17 protein-coding genes are annotated in these 17,482 nt (G+C 71.0%); 6 read left to right on the top strand and 11 right to left on the bottom strand.

Annotated elements, in window-relative coordinates:
- Positions 1-98 precede the first annotated feature (98 nt).
- Both ACIRD8_RS21930 and ACIRD8_RS21925 read left to right on the top strand, forming a co-directional pair.
- Positions 99-1,397, top strand: a complete 1,299-nt coding sequence (locus ACIRD8_RS21930; protein ID WP_403993924.1) for a M18 family aminopeptidase — start codon at positions 99-101, stop codon at positions 1,395-1,397.
- 115 nt (positions 1,398-1,512) lie between these two features.
- Entirely contained in the window at positions 1,513-1,734 is a 222-nt protein-coding gene (locus tag ACIRD8_RS21925; protein ID WP_099173346.1) for a DUF6458 family protein, read from the top strand.
- Between the two features lie 45 nt (positions 1,735-1,779).
- Here ACIRD8_RS21925 and ACIRD8_RS21920 read toward each other — a convergent pair whose 3' ends face one another.
- Complete coding sequence (locus tag ACIRD8_RS21920; RefSeq protein ID WP_403993920.1) at positions 1,780-3,591, bottom strand: NHL domain-containing thioredoxin family protein; 1,812 nt, start codon at positions 3,589-3,591, stop codon at positions 1,780-1,782.
- A 64-nt stretch (positions 3,592-3,655) separates the two neighbouring features.
- Between ACIRD8_RS21920 and ACIRD8_RS21915 the strand changes: the two genes are divergently transcribed.
- Positions 3,656-4,162, top strand: coding sequence for an LURP-one-related/scramblase family protein (locus tag ACIRD8_RS21915; protein ID WP_403993917.1), 507 nt, complete (start codon positions 3,656-3,658; stop codon positions 4,160-4,162).
- 71 nt (positions 4,163-4,233) lie between these two features.
- Here the strand turns inward: ACIRD8_RS21915 and ACIRD8_RS21910 are convergent, their stop codons facing one another.
- The gene (locus ACIRD8_RS21910; RefSeq protein ID WP_403993914.1) at positions 4,234-5,031 is read right to left on the bottom strand and encodes a carbon-nitrogen family hydrolase; all 798 of its coding nucleotides are present in this window, start codon (positions 5,029-5,031) and stop codon (positions 4,234-4,236) included.
- A gap of 199 nt (positions 5,032-5,230) precedes the next feature.
- On the opposite strand from ACIRD8_RS21910, the gene ACIRD8_RS21905 reads away from it, so the two are divergent.
- Positions 5,231-6,055, top strand: a complete 825-nt coding sequence (locus ACIRD8_RS21905) for a maleylpyruvate isomerase family mycothiol-dependent enzyme (RefSeq protein WP_403993911.1) — start codon at positions 5,231-5,233, stop codon at positions 6,053-6,055.
- A 60-nt stretch (positions 6,056-6,115) separates the two neighbouring features.
- Here the strand turns inward: ACIRD8_RS21905 and ACIRD8_RS21900 are convergent, their stop codons facing one another.
- The 7 genes from ACIRD8_RS21900 to ACIRD8_RS21870 form a co-directional block, all read right to left on the bottom strand.
- Positions 6,116-7,423 carry a nitrate/nitrite transporter gene (locus tag ACIRD8_RS21900; RefSeq protein WP_403993908.1) on the bottom strand — a complete coding sequence of 436 codons (1,308 nt, stop codon included), beginning with the start codon at positions 7,421-7,423 and terminating at the stop codon, positions 6,116-6,118.
- Positions 7,420-8,079 (bottom strand): GntR family transcriptional regulator, encoded by a 660-nt coding sequence (locus ACIRD8_RS21895; RefSeq protein ID WP_403993905.1) that lies wholly within the window; start codon positions 8,077-8,079, stop codon positions 7,420-7,422. The genes ACIRD8_RS21900 and ACIRD8_RS21895 overlap by 4 nt, the downstream gene beginning before the upstream one ends.
- Before the next feature lie 87 nt (positions 8,080-8,166).
- A complete protein-coding gene (locus ACIRD8_RS21890; protein WP_403993902.1) occupies positions 8,167-9,411 on the bottom strand; it encodes an ABC transporter permease in 1,245 nt (414 codons plus the stop codon).
- Positions 9,408-10,154 (bottom strand): ABC transporter ATP-binding protein, encoded by a 747-nt coding sequence (locus tag ACIRD8_RS21885; RefSeq protein WP_403993899.1) that lies wholly within the window; start codon positions 10,152-10,154, stop codon positions 9,408-9,410. The genes ACIRD8_RS21890 and ACIRD8_RS21885 overlap by 4 nt, the downstream gene beginning before the upstream one ends.
- A gap of 17 nt (positions 10,155-10,171) precedes the next feature.
- Positions 10,172-11,692 (bottom strand): efflux RND transporter periplasmic adaptor subunit, encoded by a 1,521-nt coding sequence (locus ACIRD8_RS21880; RefSeq protein ID WP_403993896.1) that lies wholly within the window; start codon positions 11,690-11,692, stop codon positions 10,172-10,174.
- Positions 11,693-11,719: 27 nt separating this feature from the next.
- On the bottom strand, positions 11,720-12,739 hold the full coding sequence (locus ACIRD8_RS21875) for a hypothetical protein (RefSeq protein ID WP_403993894.1): 1,020 nt from the start codon (positions 12,737-12,739) through the stop codon (positions 11,720-11,722).
- 140 nt (positions 12,740-12,879) lie between these two features.
- Positions 12,880-13,266, bottom strand: a complete 387-nt coding sequence (locus ACIRD8_RS21870; RefSeq protein WP_403993891.1) for a hypothetical protein — start codon at positions 13,264-13,266, stop codon at positions 12,880-12,882.
- Between the two features lie 306 nt (positions 13,267-13,572).
- On the opposite strand from ACIRD8_RS21870, the gene ACIRD8_RS21865 reads away from it, so the two are divergent.
- The gene (locus tag ACIRD8_RS21865) at positions 13,573-13,908 is read left to right on the top strand and encodes a hypothetical protein (RefSeq protein WP_403993888.1); all 336 of its coding nucleotides are present in this window, start codon (positions 13,573-13,575) and stop codon (positions 13,906-13,908) included.
- 217 nt (positions 13,909-14,125) lie between these two features.
- Positions 14,126-15,025, top strand: a complete 900-nt coding sequence (locus tag ACIRD8_RS21860) for a D-alanyl-D-alanine carboxypeptidase family protein (RefSeq protein WP_403993885.1) — start codon at positions 14,126-14,128, stop codon at positions 15,023-15,025.
- Positions 15,026-15,098: 73 nt separating this feature from the next.
- On the opposite strand, the gene ACIRD8_RS21855 is transcribed toward ACIRD8_RS21860, so the two are convergent.
- Both ACIRD8_RS21855 and ACIRD8_RS21850 read right to left on the bottom strand, forming a co-directional pair.
- Positions 15,099-16,490, bottom strand: coding sequence for a dihydrolipoamide acetyltransferase family protein (locus ACIRD8_RS21855; protein WP_403993882.1), 1,392 nt, complete (start codon positions 16,488-16,490; stop codon positions 15,099-15,101).
- A 10-nt stretch (positions 16,491-16,500) separates the two neighbouring features.
- A complete protein-coding gene (locus tag ACIRD8_RS21850) occupies positions 16,501-17,481 on the bottom strand; it encodes an alpha-ketoacid dehydrogenase subunit beta (RefSeq protein ID WP_403993879.1) in 981 nt (326 codons plus the stop codon).
- Position 17,482 lies beyond the last annotated feature (1 nt).

The raw sequence follows: 17,482 nt of genomic DNA, 5'->3' as shown, positions 1-17,482 counted from the left end.
GGCGCCGTCGGCGTAGCCGACAACTTTCCGGACACGGGGCCGCGCCCGCCGTCGTACACCGTTAAACGTCCCGGTCCGCCGTCGTTAAAGTGAGGAACATGAGCTCTCCCCTCCGCTTCGACCGCGGGCACACCGACGATCTGATGGCCTTCCTGATGGCCGCCCCCTCCCCGTACCACGCGGTGGCCGCGGCCGCCGCACGGCTGGAGAAGGCCGGATTCCGGCAGGTCGAGGAGACGGACGCGTGGGACGCCTCCCTGGGCGGGAAGTACGTCCTGCGGGGCGGCGCCATCGTGGCCTGGTACGTGCCGGAGGGCGCCGACGCCCACACCCCGTTCCGGATCGTGGGGGCCCACACCGACTCCCCCAACCTCCGGGTCAAGCCGCTGCCCGACACGGGCGCGTACGGCTGGCGCCAGATCGCCGTCGAGGTCTACGGCGGGACGCTCCTGAACACCTGGCTGGACCGGGACCTCGGTCTCGCCGGCCGCCTCTCCCTCCGCGACGGCACGCACCGGCTGGTCAACATCGACCGGCCCCTGCTGCGGGTCCCCCAGCTGGCCGTGCACCTGGACCGGTCCGCCAACCCCGACGGCCTCAAGCTCGACCGCCAGAAGCACATGCAGCCGATCTGGGGCCTCGGTGAGGTCGAGGAGGGCGACCTCATCCGCTTCGTCGCCGAGGCGGCGGGCGTCGACCCCGCGGAGGTCACCGGCTGGGACCTCATGCCGCACGCCGTCGAGCCGCCCGCCTACCTGGGCCGGGACCGTGAGCTGCTCGCCGGTCCGCGCATGGACAACCTGCTCTCGGTGCACGCCGCGACGGCCGCCCTGGCCGCCGTGGCCTCACAGCCGGACGCCGAGCTCCCGTACATCCCCGTGCTGGCCGCCTTCGACCACGAGGAGAACGGCTCCCAGTCCGACACCGGCGCGGACGGCCCGCTGCTCGGCACGGTCCTGGAGCGCTCGGTGTTCGCCCGTGGCGGCTCGTACGAGGACCGCGCCCGGGCCTTCGCCGGAAGCGTCTGTCTCTCCTCGGACACCGGCCACGCCGTCCACCCCAACTACGCCGAGCGGCACGACCCGACGCACCACCCGGTGGCCAACGGCGGACCGATCCTCAAGGTCAACGTCAACATGCGCTACGCGACCGACGGCGGCGGCCGTGCCGTGTTCGCCGCGGCCTGCGAGAAGGCGGGCGTGCCGTGGCAGACGTTCGTCTCCAACAACTCGATGCCGTGCGGCACGACGATCGGCCCGATCACCGCGGCCCGGAACGGCATCCGGACCGTCGACATCGGGGTGGCGATCCTGTCCATGCACAGCGCGCGCGAACTGTGCGGCGCCGACGACCCGTACCTCCTGGCCAACTCGCTCACGGCGTTCCTCGCGGGCTGACCCCCGCACCGCCTTCGACCGCCCCAACCGCCTCCGTGGACATGGTTGTTACCGGGCCGGGTACGCGACCCGTACACCGGCCCGGATTCACCGGGCCGTCGAGGAGGCGGAAATCATGGGACTCGGAGGATGCATTCTCCTGATCGGTGCCGGAGCGATTCTGGCCTTCGCCACCGACTGGGAAATGGATACCGTCAACGTCGACCTGGTCGGCTGGATCATGATGCTCGTCGGCCTCGTCGGGGTCTTCGTCTACGTGAGCATCGCGCGCCGCCGCCGCATGGTCGTGCCGCCCACCACCACGGTCGTCTCGGAGGACGAGCGCCGCTACCGGTGACGCCGCGCCCCGGCAGGCGGCGTGGCGCCGCCTGCCGGTCCGCCGTCAGCCCTGCTCGTCCATCCCGGCCAGCACCAGCGGGAGCCTGGACGTCCCTCCGGCGGTGACGTTCACGGGGACGCCCCAGTCCTGCTGGTGCACATGGCAGGCCGGGTACTCGTTCGCCGGGTCGTCGTCGCAGGACGCCGCCATCGCGGACACGTGCAGGACGCCCTCGGTGACCCCGTCCGCGAGGACCAGGTCACGGCTCAGGTCCGTCCCCGGTCCTGATCCCTCGGCCAGCAGCTCCGGCGGGGTCGAGGAGACCAGCAGCCGGGTGGAGGGGCCGTACCGGGTGTCCAGCTTCTGCCCGGCGGGGGCCTGGAAGACCACGTCCAGCCGCAGGGTGCCCGCGGCGACCTCGGTGGCCGCGCGCTGGGTGCGGTGGGCCCGGTCCGCGACGCGCACGGCCTCCTCGGGAAGCCGCAGCCTGGTCAGCCGGTGCCGCGCGGACTCGACGACCACCAGGTCGCCGTCCACCAGCACCGCGTCGCTCGGCTCCCGCAGGTCCGTGGCCAGCGTGGTGACCTCGCCGCTCTCCGGGTCGTACCGCCGCAGCGCGTGGTTGTAGGTGTCGCTCACGGCGACGGAGCCGTCCGGGAGCGCCGTGACGCCCAGCGGGTGCTGGAGGAGTGCCTGGCCGGCCGGGCCGTCGCGGTGGCCGAAGTCGAAGAGACCGGTACCGACGGCGGTGTGGATCGCGCCCTCCCGGTCCACGTAACGCAGCGCGGAGGTCTCGGAGTCGGCGACCCAGAGCCGGTCCCCGGCCGCGGCCAGACCGGACGGCTGCGCGAACCACGCCTCGTCCCCCGGCCCGTCGACCAGACCCTCGTTGGTCGTTCCTGCGGCGACCCGCACCGTGCCCTCGGCGGGGTCGTACGTCCACAGCTGGTGCACCCCGGCCATCGCGATCCACAGCCGGTCCTCGAACCAGGCGATGTCCCACGGCGACGACAGGTCCACCTCACCGGCCGGGCCGCTGGTGGCGGAGCCCTGCCACCACTGGCGGCCGGTCCCGGCGAGCGTGGTCGTCAGGCCCGTCGCGAGGTCGAGCGCCCTGATCGCGTGATTGACCGTGTCCGCGACGGCGATCCGGCCGTCGGGCAGGACGGCGAGACCCTGCGGTTCGCTGAACCTGGCCTCCTCGGGGCCGCCGTCCGCGAATCCGCGCTCACCGGCGCCGAAGTGGCCCCGCACGGTCTCGCCGTCGGCGTCCAGCTCCACCAGGCGGTGGCGGGTGGTGTCCGAGACCAGGAAGCCGCCGTCGGGGAGGACGAGCGCCTTGCTGGGGAAGCGGAGGTGCGTGGCGACCGGCTCCGGAGCGACATAGGGGCCGTCGCCGCGGCGCAGGGTGCCCTTCGCGGCGTGCTCGGCCTCCAGCTCCTCGACCAGCTTCTCGATGGCATGGGCGTGGCCCTCACCGGCGTGCTGGGCGACGACGTAACCCTCGGGGTCCACGACGACGAGCGTCGGCCAGGCCCGGACGGCGTACTGCTTCCAGGTGGCGAGCTCGGGGTCGTCGAGGACGGGGTGGTGCACCTCGTACCGCTCGACGGCGTCCACCACGGCCTGGTGCTCCGCCTCGTGCACGAACTTCGGGGAGTGGACACCGATGATCACCACGGTGTCGCGGTGCTTCTCCTCCAGCTCGCGCAGCTCGTCCAGCACATGCAGACAGTTCACGCAGCAGAAGGTCCAGAAATCCAGGATGACGATGCGTCCCCGCAGGTCAGCAAGGGTGTACTGCCGGTCGCCTGTATTGAGCCAGCCGCCCTTGCCGATCAGTTCGGGGGCGCGGACACGTGCACGTGCTGTCATGCCACCAGTCAACAGCACCGTGGCCTGCGCGCATTCCGGCGGGGCGTCGGGGAACCTGTGATCCATGAGACTTCTCGTACGTGAGCGACTGTTCGGCGTCGGCGACGACTACTGGATCGAGGACGCGGACGGGCGGAAGCTCTTCCTCGTCGACGGCAAGGCCATGCGGCTCCGCGACACCTTCGAGCTGAAGGACACGGACGGCCGGGTGCTGGTGGAGATCCGCCAGAAGCTGATCAGCCTGCGTGACACGATGCTCATCGAGCGGAACGGCGAGGAGCTCGCCAAGATCAAACGGAAGCGGCTCTCGCTCCTGCGCAACCACTACCGGGTGGCCCTGGTGGACGGCACCGAGCTGGACGTCAGCGGCAAGATCCTGGACCGCGAGTTCGCCATCGACTACGACGGTGAGCTGCTCGCCCAGATCTCCCGACGCTGGCTGACCGTCCGCGACACCTACGGCGTCGACATCGTGCGGGAGGACGCCGATGTACCGCTGCTGCTCGCGGTGGCGGTGTGCGTGATCGTCCTCGCGGACAAGGAGCACGACAAGGAGCACGGCGACGACTGACCGGCTGCCGGCAGGGACCGAGGGCGCCGGTTTCACGTGAAACCGGCGCCCTCGGTCCGTCTGCGTACGGCTCAGGACAGGCGCCGCGCCGCGAGACCCAGGCGGCGGTCCTTGAGGGCCGGGAACTGCTCCCGGGTGGTGGTGGCCTTCGCCGGGTCGAACTCCACGGTGAGCACCTCCTCGGCGGCGCCGGCCTCGGCGAGCACCTCGCCCCAGGGGTCGACGACGATGCTGTGGCCCGCCTGCTCGACCCCCGCATGGGTGCCTGACGAACCGACCGCCAGGACGTACGCCTGGTTCTCGACCGCGCGGGCCTGGGCCAGCAGCGTCCAGTGCGAGCGGCGGCGCTCCGGCCAGCCGGCCGCGACGATCAGGGTCTCGGCGCCCGCGTCGATCAGCCCCCGGAACTGCTCGGGGAAGCGCAGGTCGTAGCAGGTGGCGAGGCCGAGCGTGGTCTCCGGCAGGGCGACGGTGACGAGTTCCTCGCCGGCCCCCATCATCACCGCCTCGCCCTTGTCGAAGCCGAAGCGGTGGATCTTGCGGTAGGAGGCGGCCCGCTCGCCCTCGGGCGAGAACACCAGCGAGGTGTTGTAGAGGGTGCCGTCCTCGGCGCGCTCGACGAAGGATCCGGCGTGCAGCCAGACGCCGGCCTCGGCCGCCGCCTTCGCCATGATGTCGTGCGTGGGGCCCCGCAGGGGCTCGGCCTCATCGGCGAACGCGGTGTAGGCGAAGGCGCCGACCGGCCAGAGTTCGGGGAGGACGACCAGGTCGGCTCCCCGTTGGGCCACGACCAGTGAAGCCGCGCGCTCTCTACGGGAATTGACCGATTCATCCGGGTTTACTGCGATCTGGATGAGGGAGCCGAGCACACTACCACCGTCCTGGCATGGAAGCCGTCAACGCGGGCCTACGATCGTCACACGAAAGCACTGCCGGGGTGCCTGCTCGCAGCGTAACTTAGCGAGCGAACCTCCCACGCAGCCCGCAGACAGCGACGTCGGTGCCGGCCCTCCCGTCGGCACTCCCTGCTCTTCAGCCCATGCACCGCAGAACCGCACGAGGGGTCCCGTGACCGTCCATCCCAGCCTCCAGACCTATGCCGATGCCTGGACCCACTCCATCGAATCGATAGCCGAGCTGGTCAAGCCACTCGCAGAGGGGGAGTGGAACCGCCGGACACCCTGCCCGGGCTGGTCGGTGCGCGACATCGTCTCGCACGTCATCGGCATGGAGTGCGAGCAGCTCGGCGACCCCCGTCCGATCCACACCCTGCCGCGCGACCTCTACCACGTGCAGAACGACCACCAGCGCTACATGGAGATGCAGGTCGACGTACGGCGCCACCACACCGCGCCGGAGATGACCTCGGAGCTGGAGTACACGCTCATCCGGCGCATGCGTCAGCTGCGCAACGAGTCGCGCGCTCCCGAGACCATGGTGCGGGCACCCCTGGGCGCCGAGCAGACACTGGAACTGGCGCTGCGCATGCGGGCCTTCGACGTCTGGGTGCACGAGCAGGATCTGCGCACCACGCTGGGACAGCCCGGCAACCTGGATTCCCCCGGCGCCCTGATCGTCCGGGACACGCTGCTGATCGGGCTGGCGAAGGTGGTCGCCAAGGACGCGGGCGCGCCGCCCAACTCGGCCGTGGTCTTCGACGTGCACGGCCCGCTGGAGTTCCTGCGCACGGTCAGGGTCGACGGCGAGGGCCACGGGTCGGTCGACGGTGCGCCGTCGCTGGGCCCCGCGGCGACCCTGGGGATGGACTGGGAGACGTACTACCGGCTGGCCTGCGGACGGGTCCGGGCGGGGGCCGTGGAGGACCGGATCAAGATCGAGGGTGACCAGGAGCTGGCGGCCGAGATCCTGCGCCACTTCGCCGTGACCCCGTAACACCGCGGCCGGCGGCGCCCGTCCGTGACGGACCGGGACGGGCGCGCCGCCGCCGCGCTGTCAGGCGGGCACGTGTACGGCTTCGACCCGGCTGACGACATGGTGGTCGCGTTCCCTGTGCGTGGCCCTGGCGTGCAGCCGCAGGATCTGTACGACCCCGAGCGCCTCCAGGACGAAGACCGAGGAGAACGCGATGCGGTAGTTGTCCCCGGTCGCGTCCAGCAGCACGCCGACCAGGAACAGGGTCGTCATCGAGGCGACGAAGCCGCCCATGTTGACGATGCCGGAGGCGGTGCCCTGGCGTTCCGGCGGATTGGCCGGCCGGCCGAAGTCGAAGCCGATCATCGAGGCCGGGCCGCAGGAGCCGAGCACCACGCACAGGGTGATCAGCAGCCACATCGGCGCATGGTCGCCGGGGTAGAAGATCGTGCACGCCCAGAGCAGCGCCGTCGTCGCGACCGTGCCGAGGGCCAGTGGGGCGCGCGCCGCGTGGTGGCGGGCGATGACCTGCCCGTAGACGAGCCCCACCACCATGTTGGAGAGCACGACCAGGGTGAGCAGTTCACCGGCGGTGCCCCTGCTCAGTCCCTGCGCCTCGACCAGGAACGGCATGCCCCACAGCAGCAGGAAGACCATGGCGGGGAACTGCGTGGTGAAGTGGACCCACATGCCCAGGCGGGTGCCCGGCTCCCGCCAGGAAGCCGCGATCTGCTTCCGCACGTATGTCGCTCCGGCGTGCTCGGCGGGCGGCGGCTCGTGGCCCTCGGGGTGGTCCTTGAGGAAGAGCAGCAGCAGGACCAGCACCAGCACCCCCGCCAGCGAGCTGCCGACGAAGGTCGCGGTCCAGCCGAACCCGTGCAGGGCGCGTGCGATCACGAGCGTCGAGACCAGGTTGCCCGCCATCCCGAAGAGCGCGGCCACCTGCCCGATCAGCGGCCCGCGCCGGGCCGGGAACCACCGGGCGCCGAGCCGCAGCACGCTGATGAACGTCATCGCGTCACCGCAGCCGAGCAGGGCACGGGAGGCGAGAGCCATGCCGTACGAGGGGGAGAGGGCGAAGCCCAGCTGCCCCAGCGTGAAGAGCACGACCCCGATGGTGAGGACCTTCTTGGTGCCGAGCCGGTCGACCAGGAGGCCTACGGGTATCTGCATGCCGGCGTAGACGAGCAGCTGCAGGATGGAGAACGTCGACAGGGCCGAGGCGTTGACGTCGAACCGGTCGGCGGCGTCGAGTCCGGCGACACCCAGGCTCGTACGGAAGATGATGGCGACGAAGTAGACGGCGACACCGATGCCCCAGACCCAGGCGGCACGCCGGCCGCCGGGCGGGTCCCCGGGCAGGGAGAGGGTGGGGGCGGCCGAGGTCATCGGTCATCACCCCGGACCAGCACCTTGACCCGGCTGACATGGCGCCGTACGACCGCGGCGGCGCCCTCGGCGTCGCCGGCCCTGATGGCCTCCAGCAGCTCTCCGTGCTCGGTGATGTTGGCGGCGATCCGGCCGGGATGCGCCTCCATCACGGCGACGCCCATCCTCAACTGCCGGTCGCGGAGCTGGTCGTAGAGGCGCGAGAGGATCTCGTTGCCCGCGTTCTTCACGATCTCGGCGTGGAAGCAGCGGTCCTTGACGGAGACCGCGGCCAGGTCGCCCGCCTCGGCGAGCTCCCGCTGCTCCTCCAGGAGCTGTTCGAGCCGCGCGATCAGCTGCGCCGGGGCGGGCACCGCCTTGCGTGCGGCGAACTCCTCCACGATCAGCCGGGTCTCCACCACGTCGGAGATCTCCTGCGCGGAGACCGCCAGCACCAGCGCGCCCTTCTTCGGGTAGAGCTTGATCAGCCCTTCGACCTCCAGGCGGAGCAGTGCTTCCCGCACCGGGGTCCGGGATACGCCGACGGCCTCGGCCAGGTCGCCCTCGGTGAGGAGCGTGCCGCCCTCGTAGCGGCGGCCGAGGACCGCCTCCTTGACGTGGGTGTAGACGCGTTCGGCTGCGGGTGGCGGCTTGGGGACGGCGGGTGCGGCAGGCATGCACACAGCATAGATACAAGATGGGTGCGTCCGCTCGCCCGTCCGCGATCCGGACCCGGTGCCGCTTTCCTGGCTCCCGCCACGGGCTCAGCGCCGGAGAGCCTCCGCCGGTTCGATGCGGCTGGCGCGCCAGGCCGGGTACAGCCCGGCCAGCACGCCCGTGACCAGTCCGGCCAGCGGCGCCGCGGCCACGGTCCCCGGATGGACGACCGGGGTCCATTCCTTGGCCATGGCCACGATCACCACGGTCGCCGTCCCCAGCGACGTACCCACGAGTCCGCCGAGCGTCCCGAGAGCTCCCGACTCCGCGAGGAACTGGGCCGTCACATGCCGGCCCCGCGCACCCAGCGCCCTGCGCAGCCCGATCTCCCCGGTGCGTTCCAGGACGGCCACCAGCGTGGTGTTCGCGATGCCCACGGCCCCGATGACCAGGCAGATCCCGGCCAGGACGAGGAAGAGCTGGTCCAGGTCCGAGGTCACGTTGTTCCGCAGCTTCCTGGGATCGGGCGGCGGGGTCGAGCGGAAGCGCTCCGGGTGGGCGGGGTCGAGAGCCAACGCCGCTTCCTCCGCTATCTGCCGCGCGGCGCCCATGTCGGTGCTGACGAGCATCTTCGCCCGGTCACCGGCGGCGGGCGGCCCCCACAGCCGCTCCGCGACGGTACGCGGCACGATCACCGACAGGAGCAGCTCGGATCTGCGGTCGACATCGTCCAGGATCCCGATGACCAGGAACGGCCGCTCACCGATGAAGACGGCGGGCCGGGTCTCCAGCGTGGTGATGCCGAGCCGGGCGGCCACCCCCGCCCCGAGGACCACGACGTCCTCGCCCGTACGTTCGTGGAAGGCGTCGAAGACCCTGCCCTGGGCCAGTTCGGGACCGGCCGCCCGCAGCACCCCGGCGGAGGCCGCGACGATCCGCGTCGGCTCCTCGTTCCCGCCCGTGGCGACCGGCGCGGCCCGCACGGTCCTGGCCCGTTCCGACGCGACCGTCCAGTAAACCCCGGCCGCCCGCACCCCGTTGAGCCTGCCGAGGCGGGCATCGGCGTCCGCGGGGAAGGAGTTGGCGACCTGGGCGGCGTCGCTGCCGCCCGTGTCCTCGACGGTCACCTCGGTCGCCGTGAGGGTGTTGAAGCGCGAGTCGATCTGGGACGACGTGGTGGCCGTGAGACCGAGGACCGCGACGAACGTGCCCACGCCGAGCACGGTGCCGAGCCCCGTCAGCGCGGAGCGCAGGGGCCGCTGGAGCATCCCCGCGACCGCCTCGGAGACGAGGTCGCGCGGCAGGAGCCGGGACAGGGGCACGACCCGGCGGCGGCGGAACGGATTCCTCATGCCGCGCCTTCCGGCCCGGCCGGCACGCGGTCCGAGGGCGCCCCGGACAGCTCGCCGAGCACTCCGTCCTGGATCCGCAGCGTGCGCCGGCCGCGCCGGGCGACCTCACCGTCGTGCGTGATGACCACCAGGGTCATGCCGTCACGGTGCAACTCGTCCAGCAGTTCGAGTATGGAGAGGGCCGTGCCCGAGTCGAGGTTCCCGGTCGGCTCGTCGCAGAGCAGCAGGGCGGGCCGGGCGGCGAGGGCGCGGGCGATGGCCACCCGCTGGCGCTCACCGCCGGACAGCCGCGTCGGCAGGCTGTCCATCCGGTGCCCGAGACCGACCCGGCGCAGGGCCTCCTTCGCCCTCCGGCCGCGCTCGGCGCGCGGTATGCCCGCGTACACCATCGAGAGGGCGACGTTCTCCCACGCGCTCCGGTGCGGCAGGAGGTGGAACGACTGGAACACGAACCCGATCCGGCGTCCCCGCAGCCCCGTGCGCTCCGCGTCCGAGAGCGTGCCGGTCGCGACCGAGTCGAGGAGGTATTCGCCGCCGGTCGGGCTGTCCAGCAGCCCGACGATGTTGAGGAAGGTCGACTTCCCGGAGCCCGAGGGGCCGACCACGGTGATGTACTCCCCGGCCACGATGCGCAGATCGGTCGGCCGGAGAGCGGTGACCGGCGGGGGCCCGGTGTACGTCAGCTCGACCTGGCGCAGCTCGATGACGCTCCGCCCGGCGTCGTACCGTCCGGTTGTCTCCATGGGGGTGTGTCCCTCCGTCATCCGGCCTTCCCCGCAGCCGGTTTCACGCCCACGATCACCCGGGCCCCGGGCGCGAGGGCGTCCGCCGTCTCCGGCCGGACCTCCACATAGCCGTCCCCCGACGTCCCCGTCCGGACGGGGACCCGGCGGCGCTGCCCCTTCTCGTACACCGTGACGACCGTCGTGCCGTCGACCCCGGCCGAGACCGCGGAGACGGGGACGACCAGCACCTTCCCGTCGGACGCCGCGGCTTCGACGGTGAGGCGGACGTCCTGGGACGCGAGCGCGGGCGGCAGCGGCTTGTCCGGCTTCACCGTGTACGGGAAGCCCGACACCTGCGCTGCCGCCCCCTCGCCGGCTTCGCCCTCCGCGCCCGTACCGTCCGCCGCGCCGTCGGCGGCCGGCGTGCCGGGCGTGTCCGAGACCGACGTGATCCGGCCGGTCACCTCGGCGCCGGTCGCCTCCGACAGGATGCGCACGCGCTGCCCCCGGCGTACGAGGCCCTTCTGCGCGGAGTCCAGCGAGCCCCGGACCACCAGCTCACCGGCCGAGAGCACCATCAGACGCTCGCCGGGCACGCTGCCGGGCTGCGCCGTGAGCGAGTCCACACGGGCGGGGAAGTCCTTGAGGAAGACGATCTCGGATGCGGGGACGACCGGTCCTGCCGCCGCCTCCGCCTCGGTCAACGCCTGCCGGGCCTCTGCCAGGTCCTCCCGCGCATAGCGCAGCGGCCGGCCGCCGGTGTCGTCGGCCTCCAGCTCCTCCAGGGCCCGGCGTGCGGTCTTCTCCGCCGTACGCGCCGCGCTCACCGCCTCCTCGCCGCCCTCGGCCTCCAGCGGGTCGTATCCGATGGACCTGTAGAAGGACCGCACAGCCGCCTGCGTGCCCGGACCGTACGTACCCTTCGGATCCGAACCGGTGGAGTGGCCCAGGCTGTTGAACGCCTTCTGCACCTGGGCGACGTCGTTCCCCCGCGCACCGGGCTTGAGGTCGCGGTACACCGGCACAGTGCCCTTGAGCACGAAGAGCGGCCGGGCGGAGACCTCCAGGAGCACCTCGCCCTGCCGTACGGTCCCACCCGCCTTGGCCTTGACCTTGGTGACGATCTGCCGGGCGACCTCCTCGCCGCTCGCGCCCACCGGGGTGACCGGAACGGACTGAGCGGCCGTCACGGTGCCGCGCGTCACCACGGTGTCGGTGATGACCCGTTGCTCCACCGGGGCGGTCAGCACGTCGCGTTCCGGCGGGGCCGTGTCGGCGGCCACCTGGGCCGGCGACTTCACGAAGGCGGAAGCCGCGACACCGCCACCGGACAGGAGGAGCGCCCCGACCGCGACGGCGACGACCGTACGGCGACGACGGGCGGTGCCGTCGCCCGCGTGCGGACGGCCCGGACCGGAACCGTCCTCGGAGGGGGAACCCTCGTCGGAGAGGGACCCCTGGCCGGAGAGGGAACCCTGGCCGGAGGCGGAGGCGCCCCCGGATACCGCGCCGCCGTCGGAGGCGGAACCGGAATTGATTCCTCTGAATTCGCTCATGCCGTGTCCGCTCCCAGCCGCCCCTTATCAGCCCTGACCGAGCAGAGCCGCGGCATTCTTGACCCGCGCCTCGGTGTTGGACCGGACGGATTCCAGCATCTCGCCGTTCTCCTCGATCATTCGCTGCTGATAAGCGGAATCCAGAGCTTGATCAATTCCGAGGTAATTCACCTCCAGCCGGCACCGCATGTCCGCGACAGCGGTGTTCTTCTCCTCCTGGGTCGCCGTCGTCGATTCCGACCAGCGGGGATCCTCGGCCGCCGCGGAAAGACTTCCCAGGGGGTATCCGGCCGCCTTCATGCACTTCTTCCATCCGTCGATCATCCCGACGAAACGCTCGTCCTTCGTCACGAGGTCGGCCGCCTTGCCGCGCAGCGCCAGGACGGCGTTGACCGGGCCGTTGCCGGCGGCGGTGCGCAGGCTCTCCTTCGGCGCTCCCTCGGGCAGGTCGTCACCGGATCCCCCGGTGTCCGGCGCCGGCGCGCCGTCGGCCAGCTCGGCGTCGGCCTCGCCGACACAGCCGCCCTCGGGGACGGCCTTCCCGGCCACCGTGTCCCGCTCCGAGGGGCGGACCTTCTCCTGGGACTTCCCGGTCAGCACCAGCTCCATCACGGCACGGTCCCCGCCCGTCGCCGCCCCGCTGCCCGACTCGGCCTGCCCCTCGCCGCCCCCGGGCTTCGGGTGGTAGCCGTACTGCGCGGCGTCGCTCTCGCTGCGGAAGGCCAGCGCGCCCTCCCCGCCGGAGCGGATCATCGCGAGCACCGGGTCGGGAACGGGCTCGGCCGGGTAGGTGAAGCCGAACCTCTTCATGCAGGTGGAGACCAGTACGGCCTTGGCCCGCTGGATGCTCTCCTCCTGTTCCCTCGTCGGCAGGTACACGTCGAGCGGCAGCGGTACGTCGGTGTCCGCGGTCGGCGTCGGGATCGCCCCGACCTTCACCGGCCCCTCGTCGGACTTCCCGTCCCCCTGGCCCGATGAGCAGCCTGCGGCACCCGCCACGGCCACCACGGCGACGACCGCCGCCAGAGCCCTCTTCGCCGACCTCATCACGCCCGGTTCCCCTCCGTCATGGCGCCTCCCGGCCGGCCCTCCCCGGGCCCGGCCGCGGGAGTGCGGCGCCGGTGTACTGCTTGCCCGGCACCGCACACGCCCCGTCAACTCATGCTACTGGTAAGCCAGTTGCTGGATCAGGTCGTCCCGATGGAGGCGTAGGTGTCGCAGTTGTAGACCTTGCTCTTGTTCGACGACTCGCCCCAGCACGCCACATAGGCGATGCGGAGGTTCTCCGTCAGGTTCCCGATGCCGACCTGCCGGGTGCCGGCCCCCTTGGAGTTCCAGACCGATCCGCTGGAGGAGGAGGTGGACCAGACACCGACGGCGGAGTGCCCGTCGGCCTCGTCGTCGTCCACCCAGAGGTCGTCGCCGTTGGCGATGAACTTCGCCGAGGCGGCGTAGTCGGTCGAGAAGGACCAGGGACCGTCCGCGCTCGCCGCCGCCATACCGGAAGCGCCGAGAGTGAGGCCGCCGGCCGCGACGGCGACCAGCGCCGATCGGCCGAGACGCGTGGTGAGCATGCTCATTTCTATTCGCCCTCCGTTCACCCGTCCGAATTCCGGACGGAAGGTACCCAAGACCCGTCGGCACCGGAAGTACCGGGGCCAGCGAGACAGTAGGCAGGAGGGTCCGGAGATAGCCATGTTTCACGGGGTTGCTGTCACGTTCCCGCCATCAGATCAGGACACGGAAAGCGACTGACTTCGGCCAGAAAACAAAGTTCCGGCCAGAAAGATTCGGGCGAACCCGGCATACCCATCCAGGCCAACCACGAGTGTCGGTGCGGTTGGTTACATTCAAATTGCAGGTCAACACAGGGGGGCAACGTGAGATCGATAATCGAGCACCACAGAGTCGAACCCGAATCGTCCAGCAGCACCCATGCCGCGTCGGACAGGACCCGGCAGCCACTCCACGCACATCAGTCCCGGCGGGCCGCGATAGCGCCGGCCTCCCGCACCTCGGGACGGGAGAACAGCGAGACGAAGCGCATCATCCAGTTGTTGATCAGCGGCCTGAGCGATGAACGCATCGCCTACGAGATGTCGCTGAGCACCCGGACCGTCCAGCGCCGCATCCACCGGCTGATGGAGGAGCACGACTGCGTCAGCCGCTTCTCCCTCGGGTTCCACATCGGCCGTACGCACGCGACGGCCGCCTGATCCGGGGAGGGGCAGACCTACGGAGCAGGCGCCGCGCGCCCGGCCGTACGGCGCCGGGGGCCACGTTCCGGATCCCCCGGCGCGACCCCCGGTCCGCGTCGCACACATGACGCGGTTCACTCTTACGGGCGTACAGCCATTCGGCACCCTCATGAGTCTCATGACAGGGCGGCACTCCCGTGCGACGGCCCTTTCAGGGACACTTGGAGCATCTACCTTGAAATACGGCATTACGGGCATTCGCCGCGCCTCCGTAGCGGCCACGGTCTCCCTGACGGCGGGGGCCGTCCTCGCGAGCGGGGCGTTCGCCTCGGCGGCAGTGGCGGCGACACCGCCGACGCCCTCGATCACCGCCAAGGGCGGCTTCGTGATGAACAACGGAACCGCGAAGACGCTCTACGGCAAAGCCGCGGACACCCGCCGCTCGACCGGCTCCACCACGAAGATCATGACCGCCAAGGTGGTCCTGGCGCAGAAGAACCTGAACCTCGACGCCAAGGTCACGGTCCAGAAGGCGTACAGCGACTACATCGTCTCGAAGAACGCCTCGTCGGCCCGGCTGATCGTCGGCGACAAGGTCACGGTCCGCCAGCTCCTGTACGGCCTGATGCTGCCGTCGGGCTGCGACGCGGCGTACGCCCTCGCCGACAAGTTCGGCTCCGGCTCCACGCGCGCGGCCCGGGTGAAGTCCTTCATCGGCAAGATGAACTCCTCCGCGAAGAGCCTCGGCCTGAAGAACACCCACTTCGACTCGTTCGACGGCATCGGCGGCGGATCGAACTACTCCACGCCGCGCGACCTGACGAAGATCGCAAGCAGCGCGATGAAGAACTCCACGTTCCGCACGATCGTGAAGACGAAGTCGACGAAGCAGAAGGTCACGACCAAGACCGGCGGCTACCGCTACATGTCGTGGGCGAACACCAACGCCATGCTGGGCAGCTACACCGGGATGATCGGTGTGAAGACCGGCTCCGGCCCGACGGCCAAGTACTGCCTGGTCTTCGCCGCGACCCGTAACGGCAAGACGGTCATCGGGACCGTCCTGACCTCGACGTCCGCGACCACCCGGACGGCCGACGCGAAGAAGCTCCTGGACTACGGCTTCAAGAAGTAGCCCGGCCGGCGCACAGGGGAAGGGGTCCGTCGCACCGTGCGACGGACCCCTTGCCGTGTTCTCGTGCGGCTCGTCAGCCCCAGGTGATCAGACGCTTCGGCTGCTCCAGGACCGCCGCGACATCCGCGAGGACCTTGGAACCGAGCTCGCCGTCGACCAGCCGGTGGTCGAAGGAGAGCGCCAGCGTCGTCACCTGACGTGGCTTCACCTTGCCCTTGTGGACCCACGGCTGGAGCTTGATCGCCCCGACCGCGAGGATCGCGGACTCGCCCGGGTTGAGGATCGGCGTACCCGTGTCGATGCCGAAGACGCCGACATTGGTGATGGTCACCGTGCCGCCCGCCATGGCCGCCGGGGACGTCCTGCCCTCGCGTGCCGTGGAGACCAGCTCGCCCAGCGCCTCGCCCAGCTGGGGCAGGGTCTTGTCGTGCGCGTCCTTGATGTTCGGCACGATCAGGCCGCGCGGGGTGGCGGCGGCGATGCCCAGGTTGACGTAGTGCTTCTGCACGATCTCCTGGTTCGCCTCGTCCCAGGCGGCGTTGACCCCCGGGTTCCGCTTGATCGCGACCAGGAGGGCCTTGGCGATGATCAGGAGCGGGTTGACCCGCACCCCCGCCATGTCCTTGTCCTCCTTGAGCTCCGCCACGAGCTTCATCGTGCGCGTCACGTCGACGGTCACGAACTCGGTGACGTGCGGAGCCGTGAAGGCGCTGCCGACCATGGCCTGCGCGATGGCCTTCCGTACGCCCTTGACCGGGATACGGGTCTCCCGGCCCGCCGGGGCCACCGGTGCCGCCACGGGTGCGGGGGCCGTGACGGCCTCCTCGGCCCGTACGGGGGCTTCGGCGGGGGCCGGCGCGGCAGCCGCGTGGACGTCCTCGCGGGTGATGATGCCGCCCTCACCGGTCGGGGTGACCGTGGCGAGGTCGATGCCCAGGTCCTTGGCCAGCTTGCGCACCGGCGGCTTGGCGAGCGGCCGGCTCTCCGTGGCCTTCGCGCGGTGGCCGTTGATCTCGGCCTGGGCCGCCGCTGCGGCCGGGCCCGGGATCTCGGCACCCTTGCGGGCACGGCGCTTGGTGGAGCTCTCGGCCACGCCGTAGCCGACGAGCACCGGCTGACGGCCCTTGGGCGCCTCCGGCTCGGGCTCCTGAACGGGCTCCTGCACGGCCTCGGCAGCCGGCGGGGTCTCCCCGCTGCCCGGCGCCACGTCCACCGCGATGATCACCTCGCCGACGTCCACGGTCGTGCCCTCGGGGAAGCGCAGCTCGTGCACCACCCCGTCGAACGGGATCGGCAGCTCCACCGCGGCCTTGGCCGTCTCGACCTCGCAGACCACCTGGCCGTCGGTGACGGTGTCACCGGGCTGGACGAACCACTTGAGGATCTCCGCCTCGGTCAGTCCCTCGCCCACGTCGGGCATCTTGAACTCACGGAAACGAGCAGACGTTTCGGTCATCGTCGTCACGACCCTCTCCTCAGTACGCCAGCGAGCGGTCGACGGCGTCGAGCACCCGGTCGAGACCCGGCAGGTACTCGTCCTCGAGCCGGGCCGGCGGATACGGGACGTGGTAGCCGCCGACCCGCAGCACGGGCGCTTCGAGGTGGTAGAAGCAGCGCTCGGTGATCCGGGCCGCGATCTCGGCCCCGGAGCCGTAGAACACGGGTGCCTCGTGGACCACCACCAGCCGGCCGGTCTTCTCGACCGAGGTCTGTACGGCGTCGAAGTCGATCGGGGACATCGACCGCAGGTCCAGGACCTCGACCGACTTGCCCTCCTCCTGCGCCGCGGCGGCCGCCTCCAGGCAGACCTTCACCATCGGGCCGTACGCGACGAGCGTGAGGTCGGATCCCTCGCGGGCCACGGCGGCCTTGTGCAGCGGGCCGGGGATGGACTCGGTGTCGAGCTCACCCTTGTCCCAGTAACGCCGCTTCGGCTCGAAGAAGATGATCGGATCGTCGCTCTGGACGGCCTGCTGCATCATCCAGTAGGCGTCGCTCGCATTGGACGGCGAGACGACCTTCAGGCCCGCCACATGCGCGAACAGCGCCTCGGGCGACTCGCTGTGGTGCTCGACGGCCCCGATGCCGCCGCCGTACGGGATGCGGATGACGACCGGCATCTTGACCTTGCCGAGCGCGCGGGCGTGCATCTTGGCGAGCTGCGTGACGATCTGGTCGTACGCGGGGAAGACGAAGCCGTCGAACTGGATCTCGACGACCGGGCGGTAACCGCGCAGGGCCAGGCCGATCGCCGTACCGACGATGCCGGACTCCGCGAGCGGGGTGTCGATGACCCGGCCCTCGCCGAAGTCCTTCTGGAGCCCGTCCGTGATGCGGAAGACTCCGCCCAGCTTGCCGACGTCCTCCCCCATGATGAGGACCTTGGGGTCGGTCTCGAGAGCCTTGCGCAGCGACTCGTTGAGCGCCTTCGCGATGGACATCTTCGTGGTGGCCATG

This window comes from Streptomyces sp. NPDC102451 (assembly GCF_044765485.1).
Classification (GTDB): Bacteria; Actinomycetota; Actinomycetes; order Streptomycetales; family Streptomycetaceae; genus Streptomyces.
The sequence above is the reverse complement of the archived record's forward strand: the minus strand, read 5'-3'. Positions and strand labels throughout refer to the sequence as shown.